This window comes from Methylocapsa polymorpha, from assembly GCF_045689225.1.
GTDB classification, from domain to species: domain Bacteria; phylum Pseudomonadota; class Alphaproteobacteria; order Rhizobiales; family Beijerinckiaceae; genus Methylocapsa; species Methylocapsa polymorpha.
On sequence record NZ_CP136862.1, the window covers coordinates 1,330,010 to 1,346,271 of the forward strand.

Consider the following 16,262-nt stretch of genomic DNA (forward strand, 5'->3'; position numbering starts at 1 on the left):
CTGTCATTCCGCTCAGGCTTGGGCGCGCGATTTGGCGCGTTCGATCGCGCGTCGGACCATCATTCCGGCCATTTTCCTGCGATATTCGGCGGGCCCGCGTCCGTCCGAGGCCGGGTCCGTAATGGCTTCCGCCGCGGTCGCCGCATTGGCGATGGCCGCCCGGTCGAGCCCTGCGCCGATGAGCGCCTGCGCCGCCGCCTCAGCCCACAGCGGGGTGTCCGCGACATTGGTCAAACCGATAGAGGCCGCAACACATTTGCCGTTTGCGATTGTGAGCACCACGGCGGCGGCCGCGACTGCGTAATCGCCGATCTTGCGTTTCAGCTTTTCATAGGCGTAGCCATGCCCTGCGGGCGGCGACGGAATGCGGATCTCGGTCAGGATTTCGTGGTTCTGGCGAGCTGTGTCATAGGCGCCGAGATAAAAGTCCCGCGCTCGAAGCCTTCGCTGCCCGTCCCGGCCGACGAGTTCATATTCGGCGTCGAGGCATAGCATGAGCGCCGGCATGTCATTGCCTGGGTCGCCATTGGCGACATTGCCGCCAAGGGTGCCAAGGTAACGGATCTGCGGATCGGCGATCACCAGGGACGCCTCTCGCAGGATGGGCAGCTTTTCAGCCAGAAGCGGCGAGCCGATGATTTCATATTGAGTCGTCATGGCGCCGATGACGATTTGCTCGCGCTCCTGCCGGACGCCTTTCAGGCCGCTGACCCCAGCGAGATCAACGAGATGCTCCGGCGTCGACAGGCGGGTCTTCATGACTGGAATAAGGCTGTGGCCGCCAGCCAGGGGACGCGCCTCCTCCCCCAGCTGCGCCAGAAGCGCGACCGCCTCCTGCAAAGAGCTGGGCCTGTGATACTCGAATACGCCGGGAATCATGCGCGCCTCCGATTGCGTTCCTCACTGCGACCGTTCGCCGTCGCTGGGAGAAAGATCGGGGGTCATCGCAATGGCGACAATCGGCTATGCATGAAACGTCATTAAATTTAACGAGCGACGGGCTAAACGGCTCTCCCATAGCCATTGCCTCCTGGCTCATTGAGTTTCTTGGAATTCGAACTTGGATTTCGTGCTCCCTTGGGTAGACGTGACGCATTTCATGCAGATGCACGAACTGCGTCAGTCGCCCTGCCCTTTTCTAAGCGCCTTCAGAATGCGATTCCATGACTGCAGCTCCGCTGCGCCCTAGCCGCAGACTTGGTCCATAGAAGCCATCCGCCGCCGTAAATCCATCCATGGGGGAACTCCATGTCTCTAAAGGCGCTCTTGCGCACCAAGTCCATCGAGCGACTCCAATCCGAACTCGGCCAGGAGGGGCAATTTAGGCGCGTGCTTGGCCTATGGCAGCTTACCGCTATCGGCCTTGGCGGGCTCATCGGGGCCGGCATATTTGTGCTCACAGGGGTCGTCGCCGCAACCCAAGCCGGGCCGGCCGTCTCTCTGTCATTCGTGATCGCCGGCATAGCGAGCGCCGCCGCCGCCCTCAGCTACGCCGAATTTGCCGGGATGATCCCCGTCGCCGGCAGCGCCTACACCTATGGATACGCCGCGCTTGGCGAACTCGTCGCATGGGTAATCGGCTGGGATCTGCTGCTCGAATATGCGCTTGTGGTCGCCGTCGTGTCGATCGGCTGGTCTGGCTATTTGCAAGCGCTGCTCAGCCAGCTTGGCCTGACGCTCCCGACCTGGGCGACGGGCGCCTCTGGAACAGGCCCAGGCCATGTCGTGGACCTCGCGGCGATGCTCGGAGCCCTTGCGGTCGCGGGCCTCCTGACGCTCCGCATCGAATGGAGCGCACGCTTCAACGCGGCCATGGTGCTCATCAAGATCGCCGCGGTCATCCTCGTCATAGCCGCCGGTCTGCCCCACGTGCGCGCCGCCAATTGGCATCCTTTCATGCCCTACGGCTTCAGCGGCGTGGTCGAGGGCGCCGCCGTCGTCTTCTTCGCGGTCTTCGGCTATGACACCCTCACAACCGCCGCTGAAGAGGCGCGCGACCCGCAGAAGCAACTCCCCCGCGCCGTCTTGCTATCGCTCGCCGTCTCTCTCACGCTCTACATCGCCATGTCCTTGGTGCTCACCGGCATCGTGCGCTACGATACTCTCAACAGCCCCGCTCCGGTCGCCGCTGCTTTCACAGCGATTGGCCTTCCCTGGGTGACGTTCATCGTGTCCGCTGCCGCCGTGGCCGGCATCGCCAGCGTCATGCTCGCTTTCTTGCTCGGCTGCGCCCGCATCTGGTTCGCCATGAGCCGCGACGGGCTGCTTCCCGCATGGTTCGCGCATGTGCATCCACGATTTCGCACGCCGCACCGCCCGACGCTGATCGCCGGAGCGCTCACGGCCCTCGTCGCGGGCTTCTTCCCGATCAAGGAGGTCGCCGAATTGGTGAACATCGGAACGCTCTCGGCCTTTGTAATCATCTGCGTCGCCGTCATCGTGCTGCGCCGGACGAGGCCCGACGTTCCGCGCACGTTCCGGACGCCCCTCGTCCCCTGGATACCGCTAGCCGGCGTCGGGTTCTCCCTGTGGTTGCTGTCAAAGCTCCCCGCCGTCGCCTGGGAACGCTTCGTCATTTGGATGGCGCTCGGCCTTCTTCTCTATTTTTCCTATGGCCGACGGCATAGCGTTCTCGCAAAAGAAGAAGGCGCGCGGTTCAAAGTCAAACCCGTCGGCGAAACGCCAAGCAATTAGCTTATATCTTCTCATATCGGCGAGATAAAAATCGCTTGCGCGACGGCTCGAAGATTTGCCGCCGACAGCATGGCCAAGCCCACGATGAGCATTCGCCGAATACTGATCGATTTCCCGCCCGCCGCTTTCACGAGAGATATGCCTATGTCTGAGCACACAGCCACCATTAAATGGACGCGCAACGGCGCCGACTTCAGCTATAAAACTTACAGTCGCGACCATATCTGGCAGTTCGACAACGGCGTCGAAGTCCCGGGCTCCGCCGCGCCTGCTTATTTAGGCAATCCGCAGCGGGTCGATCCCGAGGCCGCGTTTGTCGCAGCGCTGTCGAGCTGCCACATGCTGACCTTTCTCGCGCTTGCGTCAAATAAGGGCTTTATCGTCGATAGCTATGAAGACAATGCCGTCGGGCGCCTTGAAAAAAACGCCGCCGGCAAGCTCGCCGTCACATGCGTCGAATTGAGCCCGAAAATCGTTTACAGCGGGAACAAGCAGCCAACGCAGGCGGATCTCGATTGGCTGCACGACAAGGCCCATCGCGAATGCTTTATCGCGAACTCCGTGACGACTGAAATCAGAGTCCTTCCGACGACATGACCGGATCAGCCTGCGCCATGGCGCCTACCCGTAGTGACTGCGCGGATCAAGATTGGCTAACCGGTCGAACAATCACTGCTGGCTGTCGCCAGGCGGCGCCTCGTGGACATTCCTCACCGCCGACTCGCTGGTCGCAACATTCCGTTTCACTGAAATGAAACTGTCCGGGCTCACGGAGATCGAATCGATGCCGCATTCGACCAGGAATTGAGCGAACTCGGGGTGATCGCTCGGCGCCTGGCCGCACAGGCCTACTTTGGCGCCGGCCTGATGCGCGGCCTCAATTGTCCTTTGAATCATCCATTTCACGGCAGCGTCCTGCTCGTCGAAGAGGTCGGCGAGCTCAGCAGAGTCTCGATCCACGCCGAGCGTGAGCTGTGTGAGGTCGTTGCTGCCAATTGAAAACCCATCGAAGCGCTCGGCGAACGCCTTTGCGAGAATGACGTTGGAAGGGATCTCGCACATGACGTAGACCTCAAGGCCTCTTTCTGCGCGGCGCAGCCCATTCTCGGCCATGACCGCCAGCACGCGGTCCGCCTCTTTCGTGGAGCGGCAAAACGGAATCATGACGATCACATTGTCGAATCCCATCTCCTCTCGCAGCCGCCGTATGGCGCGGCATTCAAGCGCAAAGCCTTCGCGATAGCGGGGCGAGTAGTAACGCGAGGCGCCCCGGAAGCCGAGCATCGGATTTTCCTCTTTCGGTTCGAATTCGGCTCCGCCGATGAGGTTCGCATATTCATTGGTCTTGAAATCGCTCATGCGCACGATCACCGGATTCGGGTGAAAGACTGCGGCGATGCGGGCGAGCCCACGGGCGAGACGGTCGATGAAATATTCGGTCTTGTCGACGTAGTTCGCGGTCAGACTAGCGATGGCCGACTTGGCGTCAGCGTCCTTGAGGGCGTCGTAATGCGCCAAGGCCATCGGATGCACCCTGATGTGATTGCTGATCACGAACTCCATGCGCGCGAGGCCGACGCCATCCGCTGGAATGCGCCACCAACGAAAGGCCGCCGCCGGATTGGCGAGGTTCAACATCACCTTGGTATGGGTCGTCGGAAGGGCGGCGACGTCGAGCTCTTCACTTTCGAATTCGGCCATCCCTTCATAAACGAAGCCCTGGTCGCCTTCGACGCAAGACACTGTGACTTCCTGTCCGGTATGCAGCACTTGGGTGGCGTCGCCGGCGCCGACCACGGCCGGCAAGCCAAGCTCGCGGCTCACAATCGCCGCGTGAGAGGTTCGCCCGCCATGATCGGTAACGATTGCAGCGGCCCGCTTCATGATCGGGACCCAGTCGGGATCGGTCGTCCGCGTCACGAGCACGGCCCCATCGACGAAGCGATCGATCTCGCGGGGGCTGTCGATCAGGCACACCCGGCCGGCCGCCACGGCGTCGCCGACGCTCAGGCCGGAGACAAGCCGCCGTCCCTTCGACCGGATGCGATAGGAGCGAAGCGTGGTCGCCACGCGCCGCGACTGCACCGTCTCTGGCCGGGCTTGGACGATGAAAAGCTCACCGGTCTCGCCATCCTTCGCCCATTCCATGTCCATCGCACAGCCATAATGGCGCTCGATAACGCAAGCCCAGCGGGCAAGCGCCAAAATGTCCGCATCGTTGAGAACGAACGTCTCCCGTTCAGTCTTAGAAGTTGGAACATTGCGCGTTGGATGACTTAAATCGCTCGCATAGATCAGCTTCTGCGCTTTCTCCCCGAGGCTCTTCTCGATGATAGGCGTCGCCGAAAGGTTCGAAAGGAGCGGCTTAAAGACTTCGTATTCGTCGGGGTCGACCGCGCCTTGGACGACATTCTCGCCGAGCCCCCACGCGGCGTTGATCAACACCACCTTATCGAAGCCGGTTTCGGTATCGATGGAGAACATGACCCCTGACCCGCCGAGATCGGAGCGGACCATGCGCTGCACCCCGACCGAGAGCGCAACCTTCATGTGGTCAAACCCTTTGGCCTGCCGGTAGCTGATCGCCCGGTCGGTGAACAGGGACGCGTAGCAACGCCGACAGGCGTCGAGCAGGGCGGCCTCGCCGCGAATGTTGAGATAGCTCTCTTGCTGGCCGGCGAAACTTGCGTCAGGCAGGTCTTCGGCCGTGGCGCTGGAACGGACAGCGACATCGGCGTCGGCTTTGTTCGCCCGCTGGCAAAGTTCGCGATAGGCCAGACGAATCGCCTCAGAAGTCTCCGCAGGCCATTCGCCCAGAAGGATCGCGTCCCTGATCGCGGCTCCGACCCTGGCGAGAGGCGCGGCGCCGGAGGCAAGATCGGCGAACCCGCTCGCAATCGTCGCTTTCAATCCATTGGCTTCGATATATCGCCAAAAGGCGTCCGCGGTGGTCGCAAAACCAGGCGGGACCCGCACGCCTTCTTTCTCCAGCGTTCGCACCATCTCGCCGAGCGAGGCGTTTTTGCCGCCGACTCGCGATACGTCGCCGCGCCCGAGATTTTCGAACCAAAGCACTTCTGGGGCGGTCGACAAGGGAAGTCCTTTCGTATGGCGATTGCTCCAAAGACTCTGACCTTGCACGCCGACGGCGAGCCTGGCCGTGACTTTCGTCCCCAGATCAGCAGCAGAAATTAAGGGCGACGGCAAAGAGCGCTCTGATCTCCCTCAAAAGAGCGCACTTTGTTGAGCTAGAATTTGGGTCATGCTCTCAAATTGTTTGCGCGCGCACCGATGCATTTTGCAGCCGGCGACGGCGCGCCGAATTCATAGGTGGCCAGGAAAATAGAGGCGGAGGGCCTGCTGGCTGGATTGGGGCGCTACGCTTCGTCCGTCGGGACCGCGGCTTTCGCTCCCGCAATGTTTTCCGATGCCCGGGGAATCATCGGCGGCTTCCGTCTGGCGATAAGCAAAAGGCCGGCGCCTTCGCCCATGACTTTCGGCGGCCTTCGGACTGCATGAACAACGCGCCCGAGCAAGAGGCCGACGGCCGACGCCGCGTGCCAGGACCAGTCGCCGAGAAAATGCTTATCGCCGCATTTCACCGGCGAACAGCGTTCGATCCAATAAATGAGCGAGTCGAATTCGGTCCATGGCATCGGCGCGATGCTTTCGATGCTCAGCCCGGCGTCCCGCGCAAGAGCGGCAAGAGCCGCACGCGTCCACCAAGTCAGATGATGTGGCGGCGCGTTGAGAAGAAAATTCGGAATCCGCGTCGCGGCCGAAGGCACATGCGGCACTCCGACGACGACCAATCCCCCCGGCTTCGCCGCCGCGACCATCCGCTCGAAAAACGGGCGGGGCGACGCCAGATGCTCGATGACCTGAAAGGCGCAAACGACGTCATAGGCGCCCGAATGGGTCGCAAGATGATCGCTCAGCGTCTCCCTGCGGACATCAATATTTGCATCATCGGAGGTAAAATGGGGGTCGATGCCTGTGTAGCGAGCGTAGGGGACATATTTCTGGAACAGGGCGGCGCCGCAGCTCACGTCGAGGACGCGGGCTCCCGGTTCGACCATTCGGGCGGCGGTCTCGAATTCCGCGCGGGGCGCTTCGAGCACGGACACTCTGTAGGTCTTCAGCCGCCGGTAGTAGCTTTGGTAGAAGGCTTGGTCGCCCTCAACGCGCGGCTCGAAGAAGTAAAGCCCGACGGGGGATTCCCACAATCCGAACCGGTCAAGCCCCGCAAAGCTCGATCGCGCGTCGACGCCAAACTCGATCCGCCAGAGATCCGTGAGCAGGCGCGTCGTGACCCACTGAACGCGCCGGACGGCTGGCTGGCCGGTCACCGGACAAAGGGGCGTTTCCATGCGATGAGAGGACCCTGGCGCGTCACTGTGTGGGTGTCTGGCTCGCCTTACGACCAAGGAGCGAATGTGAGCCAGAAATACAGGCCTGCGAAGCCGCGTCGAACGCGCCGCCCGCTCAATATTTCGCGGTGACCGCGGCCGGCGGCGAGAACCAATCGAATTTATAGTTCAGGCTGAACCGTGCGATATGATATTTCGACCGCGTAAGGAACCCGATTGTCGTATTGCCTGCGGCATAAGCGGCATAACGCGCAGAGATCGAATCGTACATATAATCCGCCCTGATCGTCCAATTGCGGGTCAAGGCATATTCCACGCCGACGCCCTCATTGCCGAAACTCCGCGAGAACGGAAGCATGCCCGCCCGCAAGGTCGTGGTGCCGTTCGCAATGAGGTAGGGCGCGCCAATATTGTAATATGTCCGCACCGTAGCGTAAGAGAAACCGGTCGCGAAATAAATCATCAGACGGTCAAAGGCGTAACCGAGCCGAAGGCGAATGTCTCCGAAATTCTCGAGCCGAGACCCAAAGGTCAAAACCGCCGGCGGAGTTGGGACGCTCACCGATCCTCGCACATTCGACCAGTCCGAATCCGCTTCGAGCCCGACGATCGCATTGCCGATCAAGGGAAGGCCGGTAAATTGATAGTTGTAGCCGACTTGGCCGCCAACCACGGCCCCACGCGCGGTGATGCCGCTGGTCTCCTGAGCGGAAACCCCCGGCCCTCGAAATAAATAAGGAAAGGCAAAATGATCGACGCCGAAGCCGGCGTTCAGGCCGACGTAAAATCCCGTCCAATCATAGGGCGCGGCGGGAGGCGGCTGCCAAGCGACCACGGGGGCGGTGGGAGCGGGGAGATCGGCGGCGCAGGCTGGCGAAATCGCCAGCGCCAGCACAAGAATTCCCGACGCGCCCGCTATGTGAAATATTTTATTCAGTATTATCAAAAGCTTGATTGAACTACGCCGCCACATTGCAAGCTCCAACCAATTCACTTCAATTTGACTAAGACTTGATTTGAGTGGAGGCGTTTTTATGGACGTTTGACAAGTAGTTTTTCACTGTTTTCCTGACATGACCGCGATGCCGTTGCCCGCAGGCCACACTAAACCTGAATACTTGTGGAAGCAGTCCTACCCGCATGACGGGTTAATATAACTTACTTCTATATTAGATTGTGTTTGCGGCAAAGCGCGGGCGCCAATCCAGCACGCAGACCGGGCAGCCTAGTCCATTCGCCAGCTCGGTCCCTTCCGGCGGCATTTCCTCTATACCGCACAATTCACGCGACCGCTCCCTTGGTCGCGGCTGATCCGCGAGCATCCGCGAGCAATGTGTGAACGAGGTCCCACAGAATGTGATAGGCCGCGACGTGGCACTCCTGAACGCGATGGATCGAAGTCGTCGGCGCGATGAGGCAATGATCAACGACGCCGGCGGTCTTCATCTTGCCGCCATCGCCGCCCGCAAAGCCAATGGTGTGAATGCCCATCTCCTTGGCTTTTGCGAAGGCGGCGATCAAGTTTTGAGAATTGCCGCTTGTCGAAAAGCCTATGAGTCCGTCGCCACGCCTTCCCTGGGCGATCAGTTGGCGGACGAAAACATGCTCGAAGCCGACGTCATTGCCGACTGCCGAGATCATGGCGATATCGGCCACAAGGTTAACCGCGGCGAGCGCGGGGCGTCCGGCCGTAATCGGATGCGCGAATTCCACCGCAACATGGGACGCATCGCAACTCGAACCACCGTTCCCCATTGAAAAAAGCCGCCCCCCGCGCCGGTAGATATTGGCGATAGACTTCGCGGCCTCGACGAGGGTCTGCGCCTGCTCGGCGAAAAAACGCGCATTGGCGTCGCGAGAGTCGCGCGCCTTTTCCTCGACCGAGTGGAGCAGCGACGCTTCGAGCTTCGCTGCATCCTGCTGCTCGCCGTGAAGGAAGGGATAGAGGCGATCGAGATCGCGCTCGTTCGGCATCGTTCCGATTTCCTAATCTGCGCGAGGCAGTTGCAACTGGGCGGCGAGAATCGTTGGCCGCATCGCCGATCCTCACGATGCAGCGGGGGACGCCAAGACTCCTAAAGCACCCTCGATCGTGTGGATCGCACGTGACCAAAAGTAAGCCGCTCAGATTCGCCGTTACATGCTGCTGATCTTGATGTAGCGACGAATATCCTTCAGGTTGAACAGGATCGCCAGAATGATCAGGACGACGACGATCAATCCAAAAATTGTCCATCCGCTCATGAGACCTCTCCTTCCTCGCTCGATCGCATCGTTGCGGGTCGCCTCTTTTGCATTTGTTGAGGCGTTTCGGCGCCTAGCTCGCCAAGCAGCTCTAGGATCATACTGATCGCGGGATCGATCGCCGCCGCCACCGGCTCGCTCAGGCCCATTACCCCATCGACGCCGCCGAAGGTTAGAGGCTCGCATGCGACGACGAGAATCCGTCTGCACGCCCCACCCAATCCGGCGACAAGACGAAGCACCTTCGCCGGTTCAAGCTCATGGGGCGAAAGCATAAGATCCTCGGGCAATGGGTCGCCGGCCTCCTCCGTCGGTTCGATTAGCGATAGCGCGCCCGGCTCTTCGCCCCGCTGGGCCGCATCGACAAGCACCGCCGCCTCGCATCCATCGAGCAGAGCGTAAGTGAGATCAATGCCGCGAATGCCGAAGTCGACGACCCTGACGTCTTGGGGAAGTTCACATGCCGAAAGCCGTCGCGCAACTTCGACGCCAAAGGCGTCGTCGCCATTGAAGATATTGCCAATGCCGGCGACGAGAATGCGCGTCAAGGTCGATCCTCCCCGCCAACCGGCTCAAGCTCCTCTTGAGAGAAGAAAAATCGATGGCCCGGAAATCCGGCGGCTCCTAGATCGCGGCCTGGATCATCGAGTAGCGTCACCACAACATGCAGTCGGTCCTCGAAATCTCGCTCGATCCCCTCGATCACAGCCACCTTGTCTTTCAACGCGAGGTCCATGATGTCGCCCCCTTTCCTTGGATTAAGGCGCACATGATCGCCGACGGCAAGATGCCTGCCATTCGACGATAAAGAGGCGAGATATGGCCTTGCCTGATCGCGCAAGACCAGCGGCTCCAGGGGATTTTCCGCGGAGGTCAGATTGCGCAACGAGCCGTGGAGTTTGCCGAGCTGCTCGGGCGTTAGCGCCTCGCAACGCTCCAGCAATGCGCGGCTACGAGGGTCGGCGGCGGCCATTTCGCGCTTCTCCTCTTCGGTCAGCGTGAGGACGCGCAGCGTCAGGATTTCATCGATCTCGGTTCCGTCGAATAGTTCGCCGGGGCTCTCCGGCGCAATCTTGGGGAAATCGTAGAGAATGATCGGCGACGAGAGCATTATGTCGTTCGCGCCATCGGTTCCGATCAGAACCGGCCAGGTCCCTATGTTTTCACAAGCGGCGGCAGCTTCGCGCAGCGCCTCTGGCGGATCAAGCAGAGACACGAACCCGCCTCCGCGAATGCTGAAGATAGTGTGGGTCGAGACGAACGCCTGCTGCTGCGCCTTGTCGCGATCGCTCCGCGAGGCCTCGGACAGCGCCGTTGTGTTTTCGACTCTGACGGTTAGACGCAATAGTCCGCGCGCAGCGCTTTTGATCTCTTCCGCCGAGACGATGATGACGCCCTGCAACGGCAGAGACGTGCGGATCACAACGCCCAGGATCTCACCCGCGGCGTTGCGAACCGGCTCCAATTCGCGCTTGGCCTCCCTAGCGAACTCGATACGGCGCGGCCGATCGAGGAGATCGTGCAGGGCAAGATCCGGCGCGACGACGTCGCGTTCAATCGCCTCCTCCCACGCAAGAAGGCGCTCGCCATCGACTTCGATTGAGGCCACCGCGGCGAATTCCGGCTCATGATCGGCGGGGAGCGCCGCGATCGGCGCAAGCAACTTGCCAATCTCTCGCGTCTGAACCTGGAGAAACCGCAAATGGAGATCGATCGCCGCATCCGCTCCCACATCTAGAAGCAGCTGCGTTTGCATGACGCATGCGTCGCCGCTCTCCCCACGATATTCGCGAGGAAATACGCCGCCGAACGTCCAGCGCTGACGATTCTTCACGGAGGACGGCCTATAAGGGTAAAGAATATACCCCTCGTAGAGCACCGCATCGGCGATGTCCCTTACAGGATCCAAGTTCATGATGCGGGCCTCGTTGTCCTGGCGTCGAGGAGTTCCTGCAGCGCATGTTCAAAAGTCATGAGACCTTTTTGACGCTTGTAGCGATAGAGCTGTTCGAACATGTCGCGACTCAACCTCAGCCAGGCGCTCTGCGGATAATATTGATCCATCATCGACTGCCAGAGGCTCGCGGGCAGCCGGTAGGACGCCTCCTTGGTCCAAGAAATCTGGTCGATCTGCAGCGCGCCATCCGCGTCGCGATAAAAGATGGAGCCGCTGAACAGAAAGTTCAGCGGTGCCTCGCCATTCTTGAGGCCATGGAAATATTTGGTCGCCGCAATGTTGAAGTCGAAGCTACACGGTGCCGGGAGATCGACGCGGCATTCCTCGTCAAACCGGGGCGCCGACACGCTTGCGTGGGTCCAAAGGAAGCTGCGCAACGTTTGGCCCCAACGCTCCGGCTCGCCGAAGAGCTCGACGAGACGCTCTCGTTCATCAAGGTCATAGTTGCGGCGCGGCGCTTCGATCCGGATCTGACAATTCAGCATGACGTTCTGAACTTTCAGCGCCGGCGTTCGATTTGTCACCCGCAACTGAAACACCAGCAAAGGCGCGGCCGAATAAGATTCGACCGCAGCGGCCTCCACAGCAAAATCGAGGTCAACCATGGATGCAGCCTCCCACAGGCTCATTCGCCGCGGCGCGAAGCGCGACGAAAAAAGAGTTAATCGCCTCCCAAGCCTCGGCTCCGCCTGAAAGGCCTTGCCAATGGGTGCGAATAAGCCCCACCAGCGCATAGCACCGATCGATCGACACCCGGTAATACTCGTGCGCGCCCTTCGTCCGGTTCACCAACAACGCCTCTATATCCGGGGTCATCTCGCCTAGCACCGGGTTCGCGGCGACGAGATGCGACCAAGCGTCAAGGCTCAATGCGGATTCCATCGGACCCGCCGGACCAGGATAAACGGCAACCGACCGTTCTCCCACAGTGCTGTGGAAGAGAAAGACCATATCAATCGGGATTTGCAGCGCATCCCATTCGGCGGCGCTAAGCCGGAAATCAAGGAGGACGTCGGTCCGCGGCAGAATCGTGCGAAAGCGCTCGCTCATTCCAAGAACGCTCACGCATTGATCGCAGGCGCACAAAATGCGACGTTTTGCAACTTCGATCAGGTGCTGGTGCATCATCGGGAGCGACGCCGAGCAGACCTCACACCGCTCCGTCGCCGGCCTTGCAACGAAGCGTCGGACTCGAGAAACCCAGTTGCGCGGCTCGTTCTCCACCCCGCCTCCATGCCGCGCTTTTCCGCCTTTTGCAGTCACACAGCGACGGCTGTGATCTCGGCGTCGCGGGCTTCGTTCAGACCTTCGATAATAATATCGTCAAGATCGGGAGCGGCTTCGACGAGCGCCTCCTCAATCTCACGACGCAGATCGCTATCGCTTGCGGCGCCGGAGCATTCGCTGCGATAGACGCGGACCCGCGCGGCTCCAGCGCCGACATGGATAAGCTCCACCCGCACGCCGCGCACGCCCCAGTGGGGGCGCATCGAGGCGAGCGTCTTGCGAAGGCGCATTTCGGGCTCCTCGGGATGCAGGCCGTGCAGAAGCATGATCGCCTTGACGTTGGCGTCTGAGGCCAAGCGCTCGGTCAACGCAGTCCCATCGCTTGCGCTCGCAACGATTGAAACAATTCGCGCGAGCGCCAGACCATGGAGGTCGAGCATCAACTCGAGCAGTTCGCGCGCCGCCTCACGCGCGGTGGAGTCGCGGAGCCCGTCGATAGCCTCGATAAGCGCCTCGAGCCGGCGCAGGCCGTTCTGCATCGCGCCTCCGTCTTTATCTCCGCCATTGCTCATGACGCGTCCGGACGCGCGGCGCCAAACATTGGCGAATGAACCGTCTTAATGGTCTTCCCTCCCCCCACATACATGTGGACACCGCAGGGCAGACATGGATCGAAGCTCCGGACCGCCCGCATGATGTCGATGCCCTTGAATGCGTCGGGTCCGTTCTCTTCAAAGATCGGAGTGTTCTGTATCGCGTCTTCATAGGGGCCGGGGGTGCCGAATTTATCTCGGGGCGTCCCATTCCAGGGCGTCGGCGGATAAGGATGGTAATTGGCGATTTTGCCGCCGCGGATGACGAGATGGTGGGACAGCACGCCGCGCACCGCCTCGTGAAAGCCGCACCCGATTGCCTCATCGGGAACCTTGAAATCAGTCCAGGTCTTGGTGCGGCCGGCCTGGACCTCCGCCAGCGCCTTTTCGATGAAATAGTAGGCCGCGGCGGCGCAATAGGCTTGGAAATAGGTCCTCGCGCGATCGCGCTCGATGGCGTTGCTCCATTTCGGAATGCGCCACACGAATTCCTTTTCAGGCTTGAGCGCGGTCTTGGGCAAATAAATCTTCACGCTGCTTCCGGTAGCCTTGACATAGCCTATATCGACCAGACCAGCGAGCGCGGTCGACCATAGTCGCGCCAGCGCGCCGCCGCCTGTGTCGAGCGCGAGGTGATCCCCGGACTTTTTATCGAGCCACCGCGGACACATAACCCATGAATAATTGCCGTTGAAGTCGCGCTTCTGCGGGCGCGGAATCGTGGTTTGGTTCCATGGATGATTCTGATCGACCGGATTGCCAAGCGGATCGTTCTTGACGAATGTCTCGCAATTATCCCAGTTATCGTAATAGGAATGGCCAAGTAGAATCCGGATTTGCAAATTGATGTCGACGAGATCTGTAGTGACCTGCTCGCCGTCAATGATGACGCCGGGAGTTACATACATCTTCCGTCCCCAATCGGTCATATTCTTGTAGTCATAGTCGCAATGGACAGGATCTTGGAAAGAGCCCCAGCAGCCGAGCAAGATCCGGCGTTGTCCTACCTCTTCGTAGCCGGGCAACGCTTCGTAGAAGAAATCGAACAGGTCATCGTGCAAGGGCACGCATTTTTTCATGAATTCCGCATATCTGACGAGCCTTGTCAGATAATCGGTGAAGAGTTGCACCGAGGGCGTCGTTCCAACGCCGCCCGGATAAAGTGTCGAGGGATGCACATGGCGCCCCTCCATAAGGCTGAACATCTCGCGCGTGTAGCGGCTGACCAACAGCGTCTCGCGATAAAAGTCCCCCGTAAAGGGATTGAGGGCGGTCATGATGTCGGCGATGGTGCGGTATCCGTGGTCCTCCGCGTGACGCGCAAGCGTCGTTTGCGCCTTCGCCCATACGCCGGGATTCGTCTCCTTGACCATTTGTTCGCAGAAGTCGACGCCGACCAGATTGTCCTGGAAGATGTTGTGGTCGAACATATATTCCGCCGCCTCGCCCAGATTGATGATCCATTCGGCGAGCGGCGGAGGCCGGACGCCATAGGCCATGTTCTGAGCGTAGACCGAGCAGGTCGCGTGGTTGTCGCCGCAGATTCCGCAAATGCGGCTCGTAATGAAATGGGCGTCGCGCGGGTCTTTTCCCTTCATGAAGATGCTGTAGCCGCGAAAGATCGAGGACGTGCTGTGACACTCGGCGACGCGGCGGTTTTCGAAGTCAATTTTCGTGAAAATGCCGAGGCTTCCGACGATCCGGGTGATCGGATCCCAGTTCATTTCTATCAGCTTGGCGGGAGCCTTATCTTGACGCGCGGGGGGCCTGCTCGCCGCAAGTGGCGTTGCAATGTCTGCCATCTGTCGCACTCCCTAAAGCGGATGAGTCTTTTCCGGCATATCGGGACGATAGCCCGTCGTCGATTGAGGGCGGTTGTGCCGCCACTTGGGCTCTTTTTTAAGCGTGTGATTTGTGATCTTGCGGAGATTGCGGATTAAGACGCCGTAGGGTTTGACCAGGAAAGAAGAGATCCTGGCGCCTGGCGGCTCATCCATGAATGGCATCAGCTTGTCGGGAAAGCCAGGCATTGTGCAACCGATGCATATGCCGCCAACATTTGGGCATCCCCCGATTCCAGCAATCCAGCCTCGCTTGGGAACATTGCATTGCACCACGGGACCCCAGCATCCGATTTTCACAAGGCATTTGCGCGAGCCATATTCCTTCGCGAAGTCGGCCTGCTCATAATAGGCTGCGCGGTCGCATCCTTCATGGACGGTGAAATTAAATAGCCACTTTGGACGTAGCGCATCGTCGAGCGGAATCATGGGCGCGACGCCTGCGAGTTGTCGCAGCAAATAGAGCAGCGTCTCCATGAAATTGTCAGGTTGGACCGGGCAGCCTGGCACATTAACGATCGGCAGGCCGGCTTTCGATTTCCAATCCCAGCCGAGGTAGTCCGCGATGCCCATGCAACCCGTCGGATTGCCCTTCATGGCATGTATCCCGCCATAGGTCGCGCAGGTCCCCGCGCCAACGACGGCGAGCGCCTTCGGCGCCAAGCGATCAATCCATTCGGTTGTCGGTATCGGTTGACCTGTAGCGGGATCCGTTCCCATAGCCGCCCAATAGCCGTCGCCGCTCAGCTTCTCGTTTGGAATTGAGCCTTCCAAAACAAGCACGAAATTGCTTAGCTCGCCTCGGGCCGCCTGATGAAAGACCTGCAAGAAATCTTCGCCGTTTGCATAGGCCAGAACTGGGTTGTGCAGGTGAACTTTCGGGAGACCGGGGATCGCTCCCAAAACCACATCCTCTAGGCTTGGCTCGCTGGCGGCGGTTATGGAGACCGAATCGCCATCGCAACCAAGGCCGGCGGTGATCCAAAGAATATGGACTTCGTCGATATTCGGAGCGACTTGCGTCTTGCGACCGTAAGGAGCTTCTACCGCCATCATGGGCGACCTCCTACGCACACCTCGCGCGATCAAGCGTCAAAGGCGTTCTAATGGGACTATCGGCGCTCCGAGAACAGAACAGGATGCCGTCTGGTTCCGCTGTGAGGCGTCTTTTTCTAGGCGCCCCACAAGCCGAGGCTGGAGCCTATCTTACTTAACTAGAACCATATGCAGCCATATCTGTATTAAGGAAATAGCGGCTCCATTCCGGCTGACCGCCGCATTGTGAACCGCGTGGCTGTCGGCGGCGGCCTCATGCCAAGTTTGAGGAGCGCGCGGC

Annotated in this window: 15 protein-coding genes; 2 read left to right on the forward strand and 13 right to left on the reverse strand. The window is 60.1% G+C overall.

Annotated elements, in window-relative coordinates; translation table 11 throughout:
* Positions 1 to 12: 12 nt before the first annotated feature.
* Positions 13 to 879 (reverse strand): FAD binding domain-containing protein, encoded by an 867-nt coding sequence (locus RZS28_RS06240; protein ID WP_407340466.1) that lies wholly within the window; start codon positions 877 to 879, stop codon positions 13 to 15.
* Positions 880 to 1,248: 369 nt separating this feature from the next.
* On the opposite strand from RZS28_RS06240, the gene RZS28_RS06245 reads away from it, so the two are divergent.
* The gene (locus tag RZS28_RS06245) at positions 1,249 to 2,694 is read left to right on the forward strand and encodes an amino acid permease (RefSeq protein WP_407340467.1); all 1,446 of its coding nucleotides are present in this window, start codon (positions 1,249 to 1,251) and stop codon (positions 2,692 to 2,694) included.
* A gap of 144 nt (positions 2,695 to 2,838) precedes the next feature.
* Complete coding sequence (locus RZS28_RS06250) at positions 2,839 to 3,291, forward strand: OsmC family protein (protein ID WP_407340468.1); 453 nt, start codon at positions 2,839 to 2,841, stop codon at positions 3,289 to 3,291.
* Between the two features lie 72 nt (positions 3,292 to 3,363).
* Here RZS28_RS06250 and ppsA read toward each other — a convergent pair whose 3' ends face one another.
* The 12 genes from ppsA to RZS28_RS06310 all read right to left on the reverse strand — a co-directional run bounded on the left by ppsA (position 3,364) and on the right by RZS28_RS06310 (position 15,982).
* Positions 3,364 to 5,787, reverse strand: a complete 2,424-nt coding sequence (gene ppsA, locus RZS28_RS06255) for a phosphoenolpyruvate synthase (RefSeq protein ID WP_407340469.1) — start codon at positions 5,785 to 5,787, stop codon at positions 3,364 to 3,366.
* Positions 5,788 to 6,071: 284 nt separating this feature from the next.
* Positions 6,072 to 7,064: a class I SAM-dependent methyltransferase gene (locus RZS28_RS06260; RefSeq protein ID WP_407340470.1), complete on the reverse strand. Its 993-nt coding sequence runs from the start codon at positions 7,062 to 7,064 to the stop codon at positions 6,072 to 6,074.
* Positions 7,065 to 7,179: 115 nt separating this feature from the next.
* A complete protein-coding gene (locus RZS28_RS06265) occupies positions 7,180 to 8,037 on the reverse strand; it encodes an outer membrane protein (protein WP_407340471.1) in 858 nt (285 codons plus the stop codon).
* 308 nt (positions 8,038 to 8,345) lie between these two features.
* A complete protein-coding gene (locus RZS28_RS06270) occupies positions 8,346 to 9,038 on the reverse strand; it encodes an SIS domain-containing protein (protein WP_407340472.1) in 693 nt (230 codons plus the stop codon).
* 162 nt (positions 9,039 to 9,200) lie between these two features.
* Positions 9,201 to 9,308 (reverse strand): DUF6893 family small protein, encoded by a 108-nt coding sequence (locus RZS28_RS06275; protein WP_407340473.1) that lies wholly within the window; start codon positions 9,306 to 9,308, stop codon positions 9,201 to 9,203.
* Positions 9,305 to 9,856: a hydrogenase maturation protease gene (locus RZS28_RS06280; RefSeq protein WP_407340474.1), complete on the reverse strand. Its 552-nt coding sequence runs from the start codon at positions 9,854 to 9,856 to the stop codon at positions 9,305 to 9,307. The genes RZS28_RS06275 and RZS28_RS06280 overlap by 4 nt, the downstream gene beginning before the upstream one ends.
* Positions 9,853 to 11,223 (reverse strand): hypothetical protein, encoded by a 1,371-nt coding sequence (locus tag RZS28_RS06285; protein ID WP_407340475.1) that lies wholly within the window; start codon positions 11,221 to 11,223, stop codon positions 9,853 to 9,855. The genes RZS28_RS06280 and RZS28_RS06285 overlap by 4 nt, the downstream gene beginning before the upstream one ends.
* On the reverse strand, positions 11,220 to 11,870 hold the full coding sequence (locus RZS28_RS06290; RefSeq protein WP_407340476.1) for a DUF6084 family protein: 651 nt from the start codon (positions 11,868 to 11,870) through the stop codon (positions 11,220 to 11,222). Before RZS28_RS06290 ends, RZS28_RS06285 begins: the two co-directional genes overlap by 4 nt.
* Positions 11,863 to 12,393, reverse strand: a complete 531-nt coding sequence (locus tag RZS28_RS06295; protein ID WP_407340477.1) for a DUF5947 family protein — start codon at positions 12,391 to 12,393, stop codon at positions 11,863 to 11,865. The genes RZS28_RS06290 and RZS28_RS06295 overlap by 8 nt, the downstream gene beginning before the upstream one ends.
* A gap of 131 nt (positions 12,394 to 12,524) precedes the next feature.
* On the reverse strand, positions 12,525 to 13,064 hold the full coding sequence (locus tag RZS28_RS06300; protein ID WP_407340478.1) for a nitrogen fixation protein NifU: 540 nt from the start codon (positions 13,062 to 13,064) through the stop codon (positions 12,525 to 12,527).
* Positions 13,061 to 14,887, reverse strand: a complete 1,827-nt coding sequence (locus RZS28_RS06305; RefSeq protein ID WP_407340479.1) for a nickel-dependent hydrogenase large subunit — start codon at positions 14,885 to 14,887, stop codon at positions 13,061 to 13,063. The genes RZS28_RS06300 and RZS28_RS06305 overlap by 4 nt, the downstream gene beginning before the upstream one ends.
* A 12-nt stretch (positions 14,888 to 14,899) precedes the next feature.
* Entirely contained in the window at positions 14,900 to 15,982 is a 1,083-nt protein-coding gene (locus RZS28_RS06310; RefSeq protein WP_407340480.1) for a hydrogenase expression protein HypE, read from the reverse strand.
* Positions 15,983 to 16,262: the final 280 nt, after the last annotated feature.

Bases quoted from the DNA above. Each gene is read 5' to 3' on its own strand.
- RZS28_RS06240 (WP_407340466.1), bottom strand. From the start codon at position 879: ATGATTCCCGGCGTATTCGAGTATCACAGGCCCAGCTCTTTGCAGGAG.
- RZS28_RS06245 (WP_407340467.1), top strand. From the start codon at position 1,249: ATGTCTCTAAAGGCGCTCTTGCGCACCAAGTCCATCGAGCGACTCCAA.
- RZS28_RS06250 (WP_407340468.1), top strand. From the start codon at position 2,839: ATGTCTGAGCACACAGCCACCATTAAATGGACGCGCAACGGCGCCGAC.
- RZS28_RS06260 (WP_407340470.1), bottom strand. From the start codon at position 7,064: ATGGAAACGCCCCTTTGTCCGGTGACCGGCCAGCCAGCCGTCCGGCGC.
- RZS28_RS06265 (WP_407340471.1), bottom strand. From the start codon at position 8,037: ATGTGGCGGCGTAGTTCAATCAAGCTTTTGATAATACTGAATAAAATA.
- RZS28_RS06270 (WP_407340472.1), bottom strand. From the start codon at position 9,038: ATGCCGAACGAGCGCGATCTCGATCGCCTCTATCCCTTCCTTCACGGC.
- RZS28_RS06275 (WP_407340473.1), bottom strand. From the start codon at position 9,308: ATGAGCGGATGGACAATTTTTGGATTGATCGTCGTCGTCCTGATCATT.
- RZS28_RS06285 (WP_407340475.1), bottom strand. From the start codon at position 11,223: ATGAACTTGGATCCTGTAAGGGACATCGCCGATGCGGTGCTCTACGAG.
- RZS28_RS06290 (WP_407340476.1), bottom strand. From the start codon at position 11,870: ATGGTTGACCTCGATTTTGCTGTGGAGGCCGCTGCGGTCGAATCTTAT.
- RZS28_RS06295 (WP_407340477.1), bottom strand. From the start codon at position 12,393: ATGATGCACCAGCACCTGATCGAAGTTGCAAAACGTCGCATTTTGTGC.
- RZS28_RS06300 (WP_407340478.1), bottom strand. From the start codon at position 13,064: ATGAGCAATGGCGGAGATAAAGACGGAGGCGCGATGCAGAACGGCCTG.
- RZS28_RS06305 (WP_407340479.1), bottom strand. From the start codon at position 14,887: ATGGCAGACATTGCAACGCCACTTGCGGCGAGCAGGCCCCCCGCGCGT.
- RZS28_RS06310 (WP_407340480.1), bottom strand. From the start codon at position 15,982: ATGATGGCGGTAGAAGCTCCTTACGGTCGCAAGACGCAAGTCGCTCCG.